18 protein-coding genes are annotated in these 18093 nt (G+C 34.5%); 6 read left to right on the forward strand and 12 right to left on the reverse strand.

Annotated elements, in window-relative coordinates; genetic code table 11:
- The first annotated feature begins 195 nt into the window (after positions 1 to 195).
- From pbpC to Q0845_RS04395, 3 genes are all read left to right on the forward strand, one after another.
- Positions 196 to 2550, forward strand: coding sequence for a penicillin-binding protein 1C (pbpC, locus tag Q0845_RS04385; RefSeq protein ID WP_298509700.1), 2355 nt, complete (start codon positions 196 to 198; stop codon positions 2548 to 2550).
- Positions 2551 to 2718: 168 nt separating this feature from the next.
- Positions 2719 to 4422 carry a helix-turn-helix domain-containing protein gene (locus tag Q0845_RS04390; RefSeq protein WP_298509703.1) on the forward strand — a complete coding sequence of 568 codons (1704 nt, stop codon included), beginning with the start codon at positions 2719 to 2721 and terminating at the stop codon, positions 4420 to 4422.
- A gap of 78 nt (positions 4423 to 4500) precedes the next feature.
- Positions 4501 to 4740: a hypothetical protein gene (locus tag Q0845_RS04395; RefSeq protein WP_298509706.1), complete on the forward strand. Its 240-nt coding sequence runs from the start codon at positions 4501 to 4503 to the stop codon at positions 4738 to 4740.
- A gap of 76 nt (positions 4741 to 4816) precedes the next feature.
- Here the strand turns inward: Q0845_RS04395 and Q0845_RS04400 are convergent, their stop codons facing one another.
- Both Q0845_RS04400 and Q0845_RS04405 read right to left on the reverse strand, forming a co-directional pair.
- The gene (locus tag Q0845_RS04400) at positions 4817 to 5095 is read right to left on the reverse strand and encodes a hypothetical protein (RefSeq protein ID WP_298509708.1); all 279 of its coding nucleotides are present in this window, start codon (positions 5093 to 5095) and stop codon (positions 4817 to 4819) included.
- A 137-nt stretch (positions 5096 to 5232) separates the two neighbouring features.
- Entirely contained in the window at positions 5233 to 6486 is a 1254-nt protein-coding gene (locus Q0845_RS04405) for a M20/M25/M40 family metallo-hydrolase (RefSeq protein ID WP_298509710.1), read from the reverse strand.
- 43 nt (positions 6487 to 6529) lie between these two features.
- On the opposite strand from Q0845_RS04405, the gene Q0845_RS04410 reads away from it, so the two are divergent.
- The 3 genes from Q0845_RS04410 (at position 6530) to Q0845_RS04420 (ending at position 8902) form a co-directional block, all read left to right on the forward strand.
- Complete coding sequence (locus Q0845_RS04410; RefSeq protein WP_298509713.1) at positions 6530 to 7645, forward strand: hypothetical protein; 1116 nt, start codon at positions 6530 to 6532, stop codon at positions 7643 to 7645.
- 15 nt (positions 7646 to 7660) lie between these two features.
- On the forward strand, positions 7661 to 8464 hold the full coding sequence (locus Q0845_RS04415; protein WP_298509715.1) for a hypothetical protein: 804 nt from the start codon (positions 7661 to 7663) through the stop codon (positions 8462 to 8464).
- Between the two features lie 270 nt (positions 8465 to 8734).
- Positions 8735 to 8902 carry a hypothetical protein gene (locus Q0845_RS04420; RefSeq protein ID WP_298509718.1) on the forward strand — a complete coding sequence of 56 codons (168 nt, stop codon included), beginning with the start codon at positions 8735 to 8737 and terminating at the stop codon, positions 8900 to 8902.
- Positions 8903 to 8951: 49 nt separating this feature from the next.
- Here Q0845_RS04420 and Q0845_RS04425 read toward each other — a convergent pair whose 3' ends face one another.
- The 10 genes from Q0845_RS04425 to Q0845_RS04470 form a co-directional block, all read right to left on the reverse strand.
- A complete protein-coding gene (locus Q0845_RS04425; RefSeq protein ID WP_298509721.1) occupies positions 8952 to 9896 on the reverse strand; it encodes a C45 family autoproteolytic acyltransferase/hydolase in 945 nt (314 codons plus the stop codon).
- Positions 9897 to 9901: 5 nt separating this feature from the next.
- Positions 9902 to 10450: a hypothetical protein gene (locus Q0845_RS04430; RefSeq protein ID WP_298509725.1), complete on the reverse strand. Its 549-nt coding sequence runs from the start codon at positions 10448 to 10450 to the stop codon at positions 9902 to 9904.
- A gap of 8 nt (positions 10451 to 10458) precedes the next feature.
- Entirely contained in the window at positions 10459 to 11055 is a 597-nt protein-coding gene (prfH, locus tag Q0845_RS04435) for a peptide chain release factor H (RefSeq protein WP_298509728.1), read from the reverse strand.
- Between the two features lie 141 nt (positions 11056 to 11196).
- Positions 11197 to 11757: a hypothetical protein gene (locus Q0845_RS04440; RefSeq protein WP_298509731.1), complete on the reverse strand. Its 561-nt coding sequence runs from the start codon at positions 11755 to 11757 to the stop codon at positions 11197 to 11199.
- Positions 11758 to 12045: 288 nt separating this feature from the next.
- Positions 12046 to 13443, reverse strand: coding sequence for an RtcB family protein (locus Q0845_RS04445; RefSeq protein WP_298509734.1), 1398 nt, complete (start codon positions 13441 to 13443; stop codon positions 12046 to 12048).
- Complete coding sequence (locus tag Q0845_RS04450; RefSeq protein ID WP_298509739.1) at positions 13431 to 14129, reverse strand: hypothetical protein; 699 nt, start codon at positions 14127 to 14129, stop codon at positions 13431 to 13433. The genes Q0845_RS04445 and Q0845_RS04450 overlap by 13 nt, the downstream gene beginning before the upstream one ends.
- Positions 14130 to 14261: 132 nt before the next feature.
- Entirely contained in the window at positions 14262 to 15569 is a 1308-nt protein-coding gene (locus tag Q0845_RS04455) for a PcfJ domain-containing protein (RefSeq protein ID WP_298509743.1), read from the reverse strand.
- 627 nt (positions 15570 to 16196) lie between these two features.
- Positions 16197 to 17078 (reverse strand): endonuclease/exonuclease/phosphatase family protein, encoded by an 882-nt coding sequence (locus Q0845_RS04460; protein WP_298509745.1) that lies wholly within the window; start codon positions 17076 to 17078, stop codon positions 16197 to 16199.
- A 31-nt stretch (positions 17079 to 17109) separates the two neighbouring features.
- Positions 17110 to 17613 carry a hypothetical protein gene (locus Q0845_RS04465; protein ID WP_298509748.1) on the reverse strand — a complete coding sequence of 168 codons (504 nt, stop codon included), beginning with the start codon at positions 17611 to 17613 and terminating at the stop codon, positions 17110 to 17112.
- A complete protein-coding gene (locus Q0845_RS04470) occupies positions 17606 to 18082 on the reverse strand; it encodes a CYTH domain-containing protein (protein WP_298509751.1) in 477 nt (158 codons plus the stop codon). The genes Q0845_RS04465 and Q0845_RS04470 overlap by 8 nt, the downstream gene beginning before the upstream one ends.
- Positions 18083 to 18093: the final 11 nt, after the last annotated feature.

Below are 18093 nucleotides of genomic sequence, written 5' to 3' on the forward strand. Positions count from 1 at the left end.
GAAGAAAAAATATATAGAGAAGTACTGTGGACATAAGAACTAATAAATGTCAAATCGAGCGCAGTCGAGATTCAAACAAAAAACAACTTTTCATAAGCTTCTCGACTGCGCTCGAAGTGACAGCAACGAATCTTTAATCTATTTTCAACTTAAGATATATCTTTAGGCTACTAGCTATATTTTAAAAGAAGAAAAATGCTAAAACACATCGTCAAGAAAATAAAGAATAATAAAATCAAAACAGCGATCATTGCGATACTGCTGATTGTTTATTATTTCTGTTTGCCAGATACTTTATTTGACGTGCCAACTTCTACCGTTATTGAAAGTCGTGAAGGCACTTTATTGGGTGCAAAAATTGCCGATGATGGACAGTGGCGTTTCCCGCAATTAGATTCGGTTCCAGAAAAATTTAAAACCTGTATTATACAGTTTGAAGATGCGTATTTCTACAATCACCCTGGGTTTAATCCAGTTTCTATGTCAAAAGCACTTTGGCAAAATATGACTTCAGGCGAAGTACAACGCGGCGGAAGCACCTTAACTCAGCAAGTAATTCGCTTATCGCGAAAAGGAAAAAAACGGACGTATTTTGAAAAAGCCAAAGAAATTATTCTTGCGACACGATTGGAATTTCGCTATTCTAAAGATGAAATTTTAAAACTGTACGCGTCACATGCACCTTTTGGTGGAAATGTTGTCGGACTAGATGCTGCTGCTTGGCGTTATTTTGGAAGAAGACCGCAAGAACTCTCGTGGGCAGAAAATGCTACGCTTGCCGTATTACCCAATGCGCCAAGTTTAATTTATCCTGGAAAGAATCAAATACGGTTAAAAAACAAACGCGATCGCTTGCTCAAAAAACTATTTGATCAGCAGATTATTGATCAACTAACGTATGATTTGGCGATCAAAGAACCTTTGCCACAAAAACCATATGCCTTGCCGCAAACTGCTAAACATTTGCTTGATAAAGTAGCAGAAACACACAAAGGAAAACGTGTGCAAACGGCTGTAGAAACCTATTTACAGAAAGAAACCAATGCGATTGTTGCCAAACATTATAAAGAACTACAACAGAATCAGGTGTACAATGCTGCCGTGCTTGTTTTGGATGTAAAAACACGAAAAGTACGCGCATATGTTGGGAATACACCAACCGATAAAGCACATCAAAAAGATGTCAACATCATTCACAAACCGCGAAGTACAGGAAGTATTATGAAACCATTTTTGTACACGGCAATATTAGATGCGGGCGATTTGCTTCCAAATACATTAGTGGTCGATGTTCCCACGCAAATTGGGAATTACAATCCGAAAAACTTTAAAGAAACCTATGATGGCGCGGTAACGGCAAAACGTGCGTTATCACGTTCATTAAATGTTCCGGCAGTACGTATGTTGCAACAATTTGGCTTGGATAAGTTTTACTATTATCTCAAAAAATTGCAATTGAAAGATATATCGTATAATGCCGATCATTATGGATTATCATTAATACTTGGTGGAGCAGAAAGTAATTTGTGGGATTTATGCAAAACCTATGCTGCGTTTTCATCAACCTTGACGCATTTTGGTGAAAACTCCGGTCAATATTTTACGAATGAATTTTGCGAACCTACTTTTTTAGCAGATAAAACCGTTGATTTTGGTTCGCTTGCCGCGGAAAAAACCACCTTTGATGCTGGATCAATGTATTTAACCTATGAATCTTTGAAAGAAGTAAATCGTCCAGAAGGTGAAGAAAACTGGGAGTTTTTCGATTCTAGCAAGCAAATTGCATGGAAAACAGGAACGAGTTTTGGTTTTCGTGATGCGTGGGCCATTGGAACTACAAAAGATTATGTTGTTGGTGTTTGGGTTGGAAATGCCGATGGCGAAGGTCGTCCCGGATTGATTGGAACGGTTGCAGCAGCACCAATTTTGTTTGATGTGTTTGATATTTTACCCAAAAGTGAATGGTTTGACGTTCCGTATGATGAATTGGTTGAAGTTGAAATTTGTGCCAAAAGTGGTTATAGAGCTTCCGAATTATGCATAGAAAAAGAACAACAATTCATTCCTACAAGCGGACTAAAAACAAAACCTTGTCCGTATCATACATTAGTGCATTTAGATTTGGACGAACGTTATCAAGTCAATTCGTCTTGTCAACCTTTAAGTCAAATGGTGCATAAAAGTTGGTTTGTGTTGCCACCGCTGATGGAATATTACTATCAGAATAAAAATCCGTTGTATAAAACCTTGCCGCCATTTCGAAAAGATTGTACGGCTGAATTTCAAAAAAGTATGGATTTTATTTATCCTGAAGAAGCTACAAAAGTCTTTCTTCCAAAAGATTTTGACGGCAATATAAATGGTGTCATTTTACGATTGGCACATTCCATTCCTGATACGAAAGTTTTCTGGTATTTGGATGAAACTTTTTTAGGCACCACTGAGACCATTCATGAAATGGAAATCAAGCCAGAAAGTGGTATGCATACAATTACCGTTGTAGATGCATTGGGCAACGAAGCCAAACGAACTATTGAGATTCAGGAATGAAGAAAGTATTTATTACGAAGGTTTCTATTTACATTGCTATCATAAATACGTTTACTCTTAATCATTTCAATAAACAACTAATAATAATTATAGTTTCTTCTTATTGGGCACAAAATTTAGTATTTTTCATGTTCAGTTGAATTCCCCTAAAACATTAATCCCTTAATTATGAAACTACCGTCTTTCATATATGTGTTGCTATTTCTGAGTTTTCAAGGTGTTTTTGGGCAAACAGATTCCTTAGCTACAAAATCTTTTGAAGAATTAGAACAACGATATCTTGCAACGTATACAAATCCGAAAGAAGCTAAAAAATATGTAGATGCTTTGTGTATTGTTGCCAAAAAAGGCAGTAACAAACAGCGCATTGCTAAAGCCTTATACCGCAAAGGAAATGTATATCTACGATTAGGTGACACCAAGTCTGCTTTGGAATTTACGGATGAATCAATGGCCAATAAACCTGCCGATGATAAAAAATTATTGTTGCAAAATTTGGTTCAAAAAGGGAATATATTTTTTAAAGAAGGAACGTACAATTCTGCCATTCATTTTTACTTAAAAGCAAAGGTTATTGCCGAATCAATGAAGAGCACTACATATGTTTTAGTGATGTCTACCAATATTGCTTTGACAAAAAAACAAATTGAAGAATATGCTAGCGCGATTGTTGATTTTAAACAAAATTTAAAAGTAATAAAAGAGTTAAATTCTGCAAGTTATACTGCTTTAGAAATAAAAAATAATCTGGGTTTAGGAGATACATATTTGAGAATTCAACAACCAGATTCTGCTTTAATATACACCAGTAATGGATTGGCAAAAACCTCCTTGGAAACACATCCGGCTTTATACACTGATTTATTATTCAATAAAATCATTATTTACTATCAAAAAAAGCAATATCAACAATGTATTGCCAATGCAGTTTCTTTAGATTCTTTAGTTACAAAAACTGGACAGGCAAAGAAATTTATCACTTCTTATTTATATAAAGCGAAAAGTTATCAAGCCTTAAAAAATATTGATTCAGCAATTATTCAGTATGAAAAATTCACACATTTAGCAACGACAGAAGATTTTACTTCTCCCGAATTGGAAGAAGTGTATTATCAGTTGGCAAAAATGTATTTAGAAAAGAAAGATATCAAAACCGCCACAGAGAATTTTGAACTCTTTGAAAAGTTTACCCAACAAAAAGATAGCTTAAATATACATGCTCAAAATACGATTAAAGATCATGATATTTCATCATTAAGAGATGCGCTTCAAAAAGTAACTGATGAAAAAAATCAGCAAAAAAAGACGGTAAATTACTTATACATTATATCGCTTGTTTTTGTAGGCTTAGCAATATTATTATTTCTATTATTTAACCGAAGTAAAAAGAAGAATAAGAAACGATTCGAAGAGCTTTTAGTCCAAATACAACAATTAGAATCGCAAAAAAAGAAACCTAAAGAAACTTTACAAAAAACAGACTTATCTATTAACGACGAAGGTGTTGCACAAATATTGAAGGATTTAGAAAAGTTTGAAGCCAAACAACTATTCTTACATGTAGATTGTACACTTGCTTCTGTTGCTAAAAAACTAAAAACAAATACGTCCTATTTGTCACATGTAGTGAATACGTATAAAGGAAAAAAGTTTACAGCATATTTGAACGAACTACGCATCAATACTGCCTTAATTACGTTGAAGAATGATAAAAAAATTAGATTATATTCTATAAAAGCAATCGCCAATGAATTTGGATATGCCCGAAGAGAAACCTTCTCAAAAGTATTTAAAAATGCTACAGGAATGGATCCTACATCGTATATAAAGGCGCTGCAATTACAAGATAAAAACAATGGTGATAATTCATAAATTCTCTCCATTACATCATTGATAGTGATTAAAAAAACACAATCTTTGAGACTCATATTAATTAAAAACCCTACACATATGAAACGTTTTGCATTGAATAAGATAAAGATTGCACGCTTAGAAAATTTACAAAAAATTCAAGGAAAAGGACTCGATGCTCCAAATGGGACAACAGCAAACTTAGATGAATGTATTTCTATTACTTGCGAACCATCAAATTTACAAATGTCATGCATTGTGGGCGTTTGTACAAATACATCGATAGACACACATGATATCACAGATCCCATAGGAACTGGAAATACAACTCCTAAATAAGTAGTATAAAAAGTCAAATAATATCAAAAGAGAGTACTTTTTTAAGTACTCTCTTTTTTTGAATATGTATATCGTATTAAGCACATATTTGTACAGATTCACAAGGATCTGGAATTCCGCCATTACAGTATGATAATTGAATTGTAGGCAATGTGCATCCTTCGGCACAGGTAGGAGTTAACGTTGGTCCCGTAATAGTTCCACAACCAATTTCTGTAGGACAAGGTCCGTTATCTGAAAATACCGTACAAGGTGGTTCTTTGGTTACATCAATTCCTCCTAGTATGGAGTTTCCCTTAAAATTGCTGATTATTGTTTTGTTTAATGACAAGTTTCCTAATTTCTTTTTTTTCATAATTGTTTGATTTTGCGATTAAATTATGACGCTAAATACGTGCATATTCAGCCTTAAAAAAAGGAGTGTAGGTTGTGATTTATAAATAGCTATGATTGGAATTTATAAATTGTCACGTATTCATTTTTAGGTAAAAACTATTTTTTCTTCTTCCCAAAAAATGTAATCTCAGCTTCTATGATTTCGCCGTTACGATCTACTTTTACAGTCGTTTTGTTGCCATTTTCAAATTTAGACAACGCTCGCATATAGGTTTTCATATCCGTTACTTCGTGCTCGCCTAATTGTACCACAACATCACCTTTTTGCAAACCTGCTTTTTGTGCGGGACGATTTTCGCTAATACCATCAATACGCATGCCTTTTCCGTCAAATAGATAATCTGGAATAACGCCCAACGTTACTTTGAATCGTGGTGTATCATCAGATTCATTGACGGTTTTGGTAAATGCTAATTTTTCTTTCGAATTGACTTGTGAAATGACACGGTGAATGAAATTTGCTATCTGAAGCATTCCGTCATAATTTAACTTTTCCAAATCGTCTGACGGTTTATGGTAATCTACATGTTGTCCTGTAAATAAGTGCAATACTGGAATATCTTGCAAGTAGAAAGATGTATGATCTGAAGGTCCAACTCCAGACGGATTCAATTTAAAATCGAACGTATGTTCACTATTGGCTTTCTCTACAGCTTCTTGCCAACTTGGTGAAGTTCCGGTTCCATAAATTGCTAAGGTTTTATTTTTCTTCAATCGACCAACCATGTCCATATTGATCATATAATTTACTTTCGTTAGATCGATTGTTGGATTTTTCACAAAATAGTTAGAGCCTAACAAGCCCATTTCTTCTCCCGAAAAAGCAATAAATAGATAATTGTTTTCTGTATTTGTATCTAGCAATTTATCTGCCAAATACAACATCACCGATACGCCACTTGCATTATCATCTGCTCCATTATGTACCATAGGTTCTCCTCTGTGTAACGAACCTTCTTGTCCCATTCCTAAATGATCGTAATGTGCACCAATGACAATTGTATTGTCTGCTTTATTATCAATATAACCAATTACATTTCTTCCTGTAACCGATTGTTTTCCATTTCCTTTTCCATATTCAACTTCTGCATGCGGATCTGTTTTGGGTGTAAATGTAAATGCCTGAATATATTCGTTGGTGCCTTTTGGCAGAATTCCTAACTCTTTGAAACGATTTGCAATGTGCGATGCGGCTAACATTTCACCTTCTGTGCCTGTGGCTCTTCCTTTTAATTTATCATCTGCCAAGACTTCGATGTCTTGTTTGATGCGGTTTTCGATGGGACGTTCTGTTTTACAAGCACATACAAATGCTAAAAAAAGAATTACAAATACTAGTTTCTTGCACATAAGAAGTTATTTTTGTGCTAAATTATCAAAATATTAGTACGCTATGACACGAATTTTTGTTTTAATGCTATGCTTTGTTCTTTTTTCTTGCAAAGAAACTTCAAAAGAAAAAACGAAAACGACCAATTCTGAGTCGAAAGAAACCGTAAAAACTGCTTCTGACAATCCACTAATCTATCCAGAAGAAAAATACTTTAAAAACATTCGTCAAGTTACTTTTGGTGGCGATAATGCTGAAGCATACTGGAGTTTTGATGACAAACAATTAATCTTCCAGTCGAATAATACAAAATGGAATGTGTCTTGTGATCAAATGTTTTTGATGAATATTGACGAAACGTTTAAAGACAACATGCCGCCAATGGTAAGTACGGGAAAAGGAAGAACAACCTGTTCGTATTTTTTACCCGATAACAAACACATTATTTATTCGTCTACACATTTGGTAGATGAAAAATGTCCAGATGTACCGTTACGTAAAAACGGAAAGTATATTTGGCCTGTATATGATTCGTTTGACATTTTTGTGGCCGATTTGGAAGGAAATATCGTGAAGCAATTGACACATGAAAAAGGATACGATGCTGAACCAACTGTTTCGCCAAAAGGTGATAAAATTGTGTTTACCTCAACACGTAGTGGTGATTTAGAATTGTATACGATGAATATTGACGGAACTGATGTACAACAAATCACAGACGAATTGGGTTATGATGGTGGCGCTTTCTTTTCACCTGATGGGACAAAAATTATTTTTAGATCGTCGCGTCCAAGAACCAAAGAAGAAATCAAAGAATACAAAGAATTATTGGCAGAAGGCTTGGTACAACCAACCGAAATGGAATTATACATTTGCAATGCTGATGGAAGCGATTTACAACAATTAACCGATTTAGGAAATGCCAATTGGAGTCCATTTTTCCATCCTTCAGGAGAAAAAATCATCTTCTCATCAAATCATGAAAGCGAACGTGGATTTCCATTCAATTTATATATGATTAATATTGATGGAACAGGTTTGGAACGCATTACACATAGTGAAACTTTTGATGCTTTTCCAGTATTTTCAAACGACGGAAAAAAGTTAGCTTTTTCATCTAACAGAAATAATGGTGGCGGAAGAGATACCAATCTTTTTATTGCAGAATGGCAAGAATAAATTTAACGTACATGTATGATTCTTGAAGCTATTTCCAAAGACAGACCTAATTTTACTACAGATTTAGATCTTGTAGATAGAAGCACAACTTCAATTGCGATAAGTGACAAAACAAGAGGTTTGTCTTTTATTCAAGAATTCAATTTTAAAAAAGTGTGGTTGATTTGTGTGAATCAAAAAGCATTTGAAAAAATAATTCCGCATATTTCACCCGAATATTTAAACCTGTATGGTTGCAGAGTAAAGGATTTATCACTTTTAGAAACTCTTACGAAGGTAGAAACCATTGTAAATGTTTGGAATACAAAAACGCTGCAATTTTGGGATTTTAGCAAAAATAAAAACCTAAAACAGCTCTATTTAGGAGATCTCACTAAAGTAAATACCTTAGAAGATTTAGCAAAAGCAACCTCGGTAGAAGATTTACAAATTTCTGGTGGAATGGGCTCAAATTGGAAAGTTTCTTCATTGGCACCTTTGGCTTCATTAACAAACCTAAAATCGTTGAGTTTATCTGCAATGAACGTAGCAGACAAAAGTTTGCAGCCACTTTCTAGTTTAGTTACGTTGGAAGAATTGGCAATTTCCAATCAATTTTCAACGGCAGAATTTGCACGACTTTCTACACAATTAAAAAACACTTCTTGTGATAAGTTTTCTCCTTTTTCATCAGCTTGTATAGAAGACGGAAATGGAACTATTGTTGCTGATATAATGATCACGGGAAGTAGAAAACCATTTTTACATTCAAAAAAAGATACTGAAAAAATAGCGCAGTATGTTCAAAAGTTTAACAAACTTGTCGCTTCTTTTACATAAAGCTCCTTACAATTTATACATCCAGCATTACACCTTTTTAACTTTCATAATTGCTTAAAAAATCTCTTTTTGCCACTTAAAATAATTCTAAGTCTTCTAAAATTTTATATGTGAAATATTGCCTATACTGACAAAACTGACATTAGATAATTGAAAACTGACAAATTGCAAAATAGTCTATAAATCCAGCGTAGAACTGTTTCAATTCCTCATAATTTACTCTTCCTTTTAGTATATTTAAGAACCATTAACTTATTAAATTACAACAGTATGAAAAAAAGTATGAGAAAAATGCAATTAAAAAAGCGTTCAATTTCTGAATTAAATGCTAGACAAGTAAATGGAGGATTGCCTCCAACAACTTCTTTGATCTCTGCATTTTGTCCAACTAGAATTTACGTTGGAGAAGATCTTTGCTTAACAATGCAACAACAATAACAAACATTAATATCTGGAAAATGATTTATGCCATTTTCCAGATATTCTATTATGTACAAATCAAGGCTATTTGACCTGTATTTACGTTAAACACCATTTGTTGTACTGTAATGCCCATGATTACATTTTTATCCTTTAAAACTTCCAAACAATCCTGTTTTCGTTTTATGTCTTTTTCTCGTAATAATTTTGTTGTTATATCAAATCGTCCACAAGAAGTGGCTTGCAAAATATTGCCTGCTGCTCTTCCATTTTGCAGTTGTTTATAATCGTTGGTTACTACAATAAAATCTTCATTTGAAATACGCGTTGCTGTTCTTTTCGGAGTGCGTTCAATTACTACTTTTTCATTCGAATGTGTTCCCGAAAGCAACAATAAGCAATCACAAATAATAGGTGTGTTTTCCAGTTTAATTTTCGCTTCTTCAAATGATTCACAGCTTTCCAACACATCACGCAATACAAATGAAATTGGCAATGCTAATGCTGCTTGATCTTCACTTAGAACTGCATTTAACGTAATGGCAAATTTTTGCGGTTTTATTCCCGAAAGTGAGCCTACAAATCCTGGCCAACCAATGGTTTTAAAAACCGTTTTTCCATCTTTTTGATAGTCAAAAATCATCGAATGTGTACTTAATATATTCTCATCTGTATGCCAATCTAGGTTACGTGCATGCAACATTTCGCTGCCATTCCAAGTTGCAAAAGCTGTGCAACCAAAATATAGTTTCAATACATCGTAATACAAATTTGCTACTAAAATTTCATTCACTGAAAAATCTGAAATAGCTGCAATGCTTTGTATTTCTTGCACATAGGTTTCATTAACAAATTGTTCTTTGTACAATTCAACACCTTCAAAAATAAACTCTGCTCCGGTAAAATCATTCAAGTAACATTGTATTAATTCGTTAATTTCTTTTTTATATACTGATAGAAATGACCAACGTTCACTTGCTGGCAAGTCTAAATTTATAATATACGTTTTCATGTTTTCTATTCTTTTGGTATGGTAACCAATGCTGAATGATCAAGTGGATCAATATTTTTAGCTAATAAGCGGATGGCGGCTTGTACTGCCCAACATTTATCACTAGAATGAATATTACTATATAAACTCAGTAAAAATGTGGGTTCTACTACATTCCATTCTTTTACGAATCGTGATGGAACTTCTGATTTGACAAAGAAATCTATCGTAATTCTGATGGATTTTCCTGTCTCAGTTTCCACTGTTTTTTCGTAGCGTCTAAAATTTTCTTCACTTTGCAAATGATCATAACGCGTCCATACTTTTTTAAAATCTCGTTGGTGTAATACATACATAACTTCTGCAACATTTCTCGGATCTACAAAGACATCAATATCTTTATGATCGTGTGCATGTTTGTATTCTGTATGTCCTTCTGGCGATAAAAAATGCCAAGCCCAACCGCCTGATAAAATCACAAATTCTCTCAGAAATTGCAATTCAAGTAAAGACAGTGAAATACGGTCTTGCGGCCATACTTCACCGTATCTTTTTTTGTTATGTGGTGCTCCCATAAGTTGTTCTATTTTTTAAAAACTTGCACTGGATTTCCCAATTGCAGCTGTTTGTGCTGCATCCACTTTTGCTTTTCCATTGCGTTTTGACGTTGTTGATTTTGCGCATTAATCGCCATATTCAACCGTACAAATGCTAGTTTTTTGTTTAAAAATTGCGAGCGTTCTTCGCTTGCTTGTACTGTAATTCCCGTAGGAATATGTGTCATGCTTACCGCCGTTTCTACTTTGTTTACATGCTGTCCACCAGCTCCAGAACTTCGTGCTGTTTTGATTTGCACTTCTTTTGGAGACCACAAAATTTGTGTAGGCATTACGTATACTTTCACATTCACAAACCAGTTTTTACGCTGATGATGTGCGCGATACGGACTCCTAAAAATAAATTGTACCGTTCCTTGCCAATGCTTTTTAAAATCAGCTGCATCGCCAGTAGCACGTAACCAAACTGATTTATAGTTTTGGTATTTAGTCGCTACCAATTCAATGACAGTGAAAGTAAAATTTGGCAATCGCATTAGTTTTTCTGTTAAGTGTTTTACGGCGAGGCGACATTCTTCAGGTCCTGAACCTGAGGAAATTTGCACCCAAAATTGATTGTCCATAATTTCTATATTTTTTATTTAATCTGAGTTTGATCTGACACTAGCTGTCATTCTGCACTTGATGCGGAATCCACTTTGAAATTTTATGGATTCCTGCCTTCGCAGGAATGACATTTGAAATCATATTAAACTCATACTTGATTAATCTAACATAGAATTAAATTTCACGTTAGTTGTTGTTTTGTTTTTACGTTTTGATTTTTTCTTCTTTGACTTCTTTCCAACGTTCATTTTTTCATTTACACGTTTTAATTGACCGTCAATGAAGTATCTAAAATTATTATTCATCGCACACTTTTTAGCAGCTTTCAAATTCGTCTTTGCTTCTTTGAATTGCTCCAATTTCTCATGTATCATTGCTTTTGCATGGTACAATCGCGCTTTGTCTGTTTGTAGTAATGAAAAACCAACTTCTAATACATGTTCGGCTTCACTGTAATCACAAACATCAATTAATAAGTATGGATAGAAATAATAGGTTTCTACATATTCATGATCTATACATAAGGCACGATGGTAGTATTCACGGGCTTTCACATAATCATGTGCTTGTTCGTGATAAATTTTTCCCATCAAATAATTAGCGCCTGCATGATCGTTTCCACCTAATATGTATTGTAATTTTTCTACACATTGTTCTATGTCATACGAATAGCTTTCTAATGCTTGAATGAATAATATATCATTTGTATATGTTGACATTTTTTGTCTCTTTTTTTGTTTTCGTTAGTTCGAGTGACAAATCTGTGATTTGGTGTATCGAGAACTACTTTGGAGTATTATATTTTGAATTTCTAAGTTCTTCTCGATACAATTTTTCTTCATTTTATTTCGAAAAATCACTCGAAGTGACGTTTATGTTTTATTTAGTTTCATTTTTTTACCATCTCCATTTAGAATACTAGAGAAACCTTGAGAACCTTAGTTTCCCTAGTATTTTGTGAAGACGCAACTCAAGATTCCTGCCTGCGCAGGAATGACAAAAAGGAATTAGCGATCCATGCGCACAATTTTTGGTGTAAAACTTCCAACAACTTCTACCAATTCTGTTTGATTGCTCATGACTTGGTGAATGTTTTTGTATGCCATTGGTGCTTCGTCAATTCCACCACCAATTAAAGTGACTCCATGGTCTTTTAATTGCTTCTTTATCTCACTTTGTGTGATGGTTTGTTTGGCTTTTCGTCTTGATAATTGACGTCCAGCTCCATGAGAAGCTGATTGCAACGAATGCTTGTTTCCAGTTCCTCTAACAATGAATCCTGGTGCTGTCATCGATCCTGGAATGATTCCCAAAACACCTTTTTGTGCTGGTGTAGCTCCTTTTCGGTGTACAATGAGTTCTTCTCCATTGACGATTTCTTTCCAAGCGAAATTGTGATGATTTTCTACCATTGCCAATGGTCTTGCGCCTAAAGCTTTCCCTAAACGCTTGTGAATATCATGATGACACGCCGAAGCGTAATCGCCTGCTAAATTCATTGCCAACCAATATTCTTGCCCGTCATGTGTATTTAAATCCAGCCACGCTAGGTTTTTCGCTTCTCCAGGTAACGGCGTTTGTTGTATTGCTAATTTTGTGTAATGTTTTGCAATATTAGCGCCCAAACCACGCGATCCGCTGTGCGACAGAATTCCCAAATACTTCCCGATAGGAATATTGAATTCGTTGTTTACATCAGAAATATCTACGATTCCAAATTCTACAAAGTGATTTCCTCCACCAGAAGAACCTAATTGCTTATATGCCTTTTTGAACAGTTTCTTTACCGTTGGAATGTCTCTGAATTCCGAGCGATCAAAGATTTCATGATCGTTGATACGCTTGTGAGTTTCGTAACCTCCAAATTTGGTATGTTCTTGTAACATATTCACATACTTGTCGCGATGTCCATCAATGTAAGACGCTGGAATATCGTATAACGATAAACACATTCTACAACCAATATCGACACCAACTCCATACGGAATTACGGCATCTTTTGCCGCCAATACACCACCAATTGGCAAACCGTATCCTGCATGTCCATCGGGCATTAATGCGCCTGCTTTTGCAATAGGCAATTTTAACGCGGTGTACAATTGATGTTTTGCTTCTTCTTCTATTCCGTTTTCGCCAAATATGGTAAAAGGCGCACGTTTCGTTTCTAATTTTTTTGCTTCCACTTGTACAGGAGTTGTCAGTTCTTCCGCAATTCTGCCAACCATTCCATCTCCTAGATATTTTTCAGGATTTTTAAGGATTGTCTTTAAACGCTGTAATGCTTTGTCTTTTCGTTCATGCTTAAAATTTCGTAGCATTACCTCAATAGCAATACTAATTACTTTTCCTTTTTGTGGATACCCTATCTCTATGAGGTCTTTCCCTCTTAATTTTAATTTTGCCATAATAGTTCGTCTTTTTGAACAGCTACCGAAAATCCGTTGAGTTGATTCAATAATGCATTCGTTCGTCTTCTTTCTCCTCTTTTCCTAGGAATGTATTCGTGTTTTTTCATTCCTCTTTTCCAACTATTCCATTCTTTTGCATACAAATTATAGTAGCCTGCTTTTTCTCGAATTGCTTTTAAAAGCGCTTCTTCACTTTCGAGCAAAGGATCTATAATTTTAGAGTGCGTTACGTATGCTCTTGTAAATTTTACGCGGTAACACTCTTTGGGTATTTGCAAATAATACTTGTATCTTCTTTTTCCAAGTCTGTTTATGTATACATATACTCGAAAGAGTTTTTGTACTCCAACGGGCAACTTGTTGTAGGCTTTACGACTGATAAGTTTAAAGCTTCCATAAATTTCGTGTCGCTCTACACCTTTGTACCATTTAGCATCTGCTTTCCCTTTATCGGCTCCCCAAATTTGGGCTTTCGCCCTTTTGAAAGCTGCGATGATATGTTCATAATTTCGATAGCGTTCTATTTTGGAAGTCAGTACGACTTCTTTGAACCATCCGTGGCGAATAGGTGTTTTTAACTTTTTGTATCCTAACTCGCGTTGCAGTTCCCAAATTTCACGCAGTCTTTTTTCAACTTGTCTGAGATGTTTTTCTCTTTGTTCTTTAATGTGAGCTGGTTTCATTATGAAAATGATTTATTATTATTTTTTCATTTTTCACGATGCTCAACATTTCTCCCAATGTTATCGAGCTAATATGCAGCTCTGTTTAGTTCTCATGATTTCTTTTTTTTGCGTCTTTACTTATGCGTTTATTTAAAGCCATTTCCCGATTTTTAGATCGTGTTGCGTTGCCCAATCGTTCATAATTTTTTTGGCAACTGTTGTAATTGGCTTGTTGAATCGTGCTTTTGCTTGCACTATTGTTTGTGATCGAATGTCCATTTCGATCGTTGCTAATATTTCGTGTCCTTTTGAAAAACTGATGCATCTTAGTGAAAAAATACTTGTCACTTTTACACAGCATGAACGTGCATATGATGCTACACAATGGTTCATTTTTCGTCCTTCTACAATCAATTCTTTGGATGAACACAACTCAAATAAGCGATATTTTTTAACATCTTTATCACTTTTACTAGTCACTATAAATGAGCTATTTAAAGTAGGTTCCCATGTAAACATATCTACCACACTTGCACTGTGAATTGCTTGTTCTGTATGCCATTCGTCTGATTGTCTTGTCAACGATGTAATGGTTCTTCCTTTGATAGAATATTCAGCGTTTTGTTGAATACAATGGTCTAGATAATCTATGATTTCAGTCATTTTGTTGAAATCTAACATGGTTTGTTTCATGAAGAACTGAATCACTGTTTCCCAAAAAGCTTCCTGTTGAAAGTTGTTTCGACTTAACGTTGTACATGCAATACGTTCTGCCAATAATTGATCTGAACCAAATGCCAATGCTTGTGCTCTACGCAACGCCATTTCAATGGTATAGTTTGCTGGCGCTTGCAAGAATTCATGTGCTCCTTTCTTAGTTAATCGGACTGGAATTTTTGATAAGGTTTTTACACTTTTTCCAATTCCTAAATCAATAAACCAAGCAATATATTTACGGTTATAATCAAACCAAGCTTCATACATAAATGCTGGAACTTCATACTTTACATAGCAATGCTTAATGAAACTTCTCAACTGCTTATCTGCATTGTAACTGTTTCGCTTCCAAGTTTCTACTTCTTTTATATGTGGTGCACTAAACCATGCAAGGAGGTAAATAACATGTAAATACTTATCATCTCGCAAGAGTTTTGTACAACGCTTTTTATAGAGATGCAGCAATATTCTTCTCAGTGCATCTCGTCTGCGTGCTTGATTTCTTTTATGCAATCCGCTAAAATGATTTGCTATGATAAAGGCAAGCGAATTATGTTCATATTTTGTTTGCCCGTTTCCTTCATAAATCTTTTCAACCATTGCAGGAAATAGTACTTTTTTTGCTTTGTTATGTTTTTGTAAGCTTTTCTGTAATGCTTCTTCTTTGGCTTTTGCCGCGAGTTTTTCCTTTAATCTTCTGGACTTCGAAATATGTTTTCGATGTATATTTTTTGTTTCCATGACTGTCTCTTTTGAGTGTTGTTTTCAGTAAAAAATTTTAATTCGTGTGTTTGTCTTTCTTGTCGCATGCTTGCTTTTTTTATGGATTAAAAATTCTTTTTGTTGGTACTGAAAACACACTCCCGAGTTTACAGTCGTTCCATTTGTTTGATTAAATTCATCTTTCTTCGTTTTGTGTTGCTACACGATTTCTAGGTTTTTGTTGTGTTGTTATTTTATAAGTTTTCTTAAAAACAGAAAAGCCCGATTCTGCAATAGAACCGAGCTTTGATACTGTTGTATATACTACTCTTTATTCCAAAGAATAGTTGGGTTCTAAAATGAACATTCCCTGTGCATTCACAGTGTTTGTTCCGATATGTTTTGTTGCTGTTATGAGCATATTTTTAAAAAATGAGCATTAAAAAACCCGAGCCTTTTGGGACTCGGGTTGTTTTATGATGTTATATATTTCTATTTAAAGATACAACTGGTAAAACCCAAGTCGCGCATCGGAATGTTTCCAACACTGTTTCGATATGTAAGTTTTATGTTTTGCACTTTATCAGTTTTTGTTAATACTTGTTTGTTGTTTTGTCACGTTTTGATGGTTGCAAATATAGAAGATCATTTTTTAAATTTCCAAATTTATTTTTTCTCAACCTGATTTTTGAGGTACATTTTGAGCATGGAATGATCCGATTTCCAAGTTGCAATTTTTTCAGTTTTTAGAATTTCTAAATCTTTGGAAAGCCAGATATGATCTAGGGAAAGTAGCGGAATATTCCAAAACCAAGTTTCGCGAAATCCGTTTCCTTTTTCCGTGAATGCATGCTGGTAATTTTTTTTGAAATTTTTGAAAAATAAGGACTCAAAAGGTGTATTAAAATCTCCTAAAATGATGTTTTTTTCGTCTGTTTTGATTTCAGAAAGAATACTTTCGAGCATTGGTTTTCGAAAATGTCGTAGATCCGAAGAGACATCAATTGCATAAAAATTTGTGTTTTTTGTGCTAAAATGAACCACAACAACATGATCTTTTGTTTTTACTTTTGAATGAATTTTTATAGGTGTTTTTGAAAAAATTCCAACAGATTTTTCTGTGAGTTCAAAATGATAGTTTTTGTATGTTTCTTTTATTTTTTTATAATTGTATTCATCACATTCAATCAAAACCATCACATCTGGAATGGTTTTACTTTCTGAAAATGCATCTTCAAAATTTCGGATTCTGTACGCATTCCACAAAACGACTTCTGTAGCATTTGTAGTATCAACATCTGGCGAATACGTATAGCTTCTATTAATCCACATTACCGTTAATAAAACCACAGCAATTGCATAGTATTTTCTGGCGGAAGCCTTTATAAATAGTAGTAAAAGCAACAGTCCGAGTACTATCAACGGAAGCGGTGTTCCATAAAAAAGTAACGCCGAAAGATAAAACATATCTTTGACGGTAAGCTGTACAATGATTGCGAGAATCAGGAAATATTGAAGTGATTTTTTGAAGTACTTTTTTAATTTCATAGTAGATTCCTACCTACGCAGGAATGACATGTTATCGTAACGGAAGTCCTTTTCCTGCCCACCAAGGATGCATTTCAATTTCCAAACGTCCTGCTTTTACCATTGGATCTGAATTTGCCAAACTGTCTGCCATTTCAATCGTTGGAACATTGTAAATCGTAATTCCACGAATGTCACCCAAATCGCCAAAAGGTCCCGAAATATCAGCATATCCTAAGTCATACATTCTTTTTAAATGCGCCAAATGTAAACGTTGTAAACTGTCTGCTTGTTTGGTATTGTGCGAACGATTTTTCCCTTTTTTTAAAAATGCCATAAAGTACTGTTGCATGAGTATGGTATCTTTTGTTTTGGGATCTATAAAGTCTATAATTTTGTACCCTTTTTGTATTAATTTTTGCTTGTCTGTTTCTGTAAGTTTCTTTTTAGCATCTATTGTTGACACAGTATTTTGTGTTGGTTTCTTTGTTTCTTGAGAGGTATTGCATGCAACCAAGAAAATTGCTAAAAAAATGAGGCCAAGATACTTATTCATGATGCCAAGTTTTATATGGTTTTTTACTGAGTTGAGAGTTGTAATATTTTGTTTGTCCCGTGACTTCTTCGCCAAGCCAATTTGGTGTTTTAAACGCTTCGTTTTCATGTTGTAGTTCGACTTCTGCAACGATTAAGCCTTCGTTTTGTCCAAAAAATTCGTCGACTTCAAATGTATGATTTCCGTACGGAATGTTGTAACGTATTTTTTCAATGATTCCTTGTTCACACAAGGGCAATAATTGCTTTGCTTCTTCTATCGAAATTGCGGTTTCCCATTCAAAACGACTGGTTCCACTTTCATTTGATTTTCCTTTGATAGTTAGAAATCCTTCATTTCCTTTGATGCGAACTCTCACGGTTCGTTCGGCATGCGTATTCAGAAAACCTTGCGCTATTTCGAAAGAATTGGTAGCTTCTTCTTTAAATTTTAAACTGTTAACGAGAAATTTTCGTTCTATTTCCTGCATGTTTCCTATTA

The organism is uncultured Kordia sp. (assembly GCF_947489565.1).
Lineage (GTDB): Bacteria > Bacteroidota > Bacteroidia > Flavobacteriales > Flavobacteriaceae > Kordia.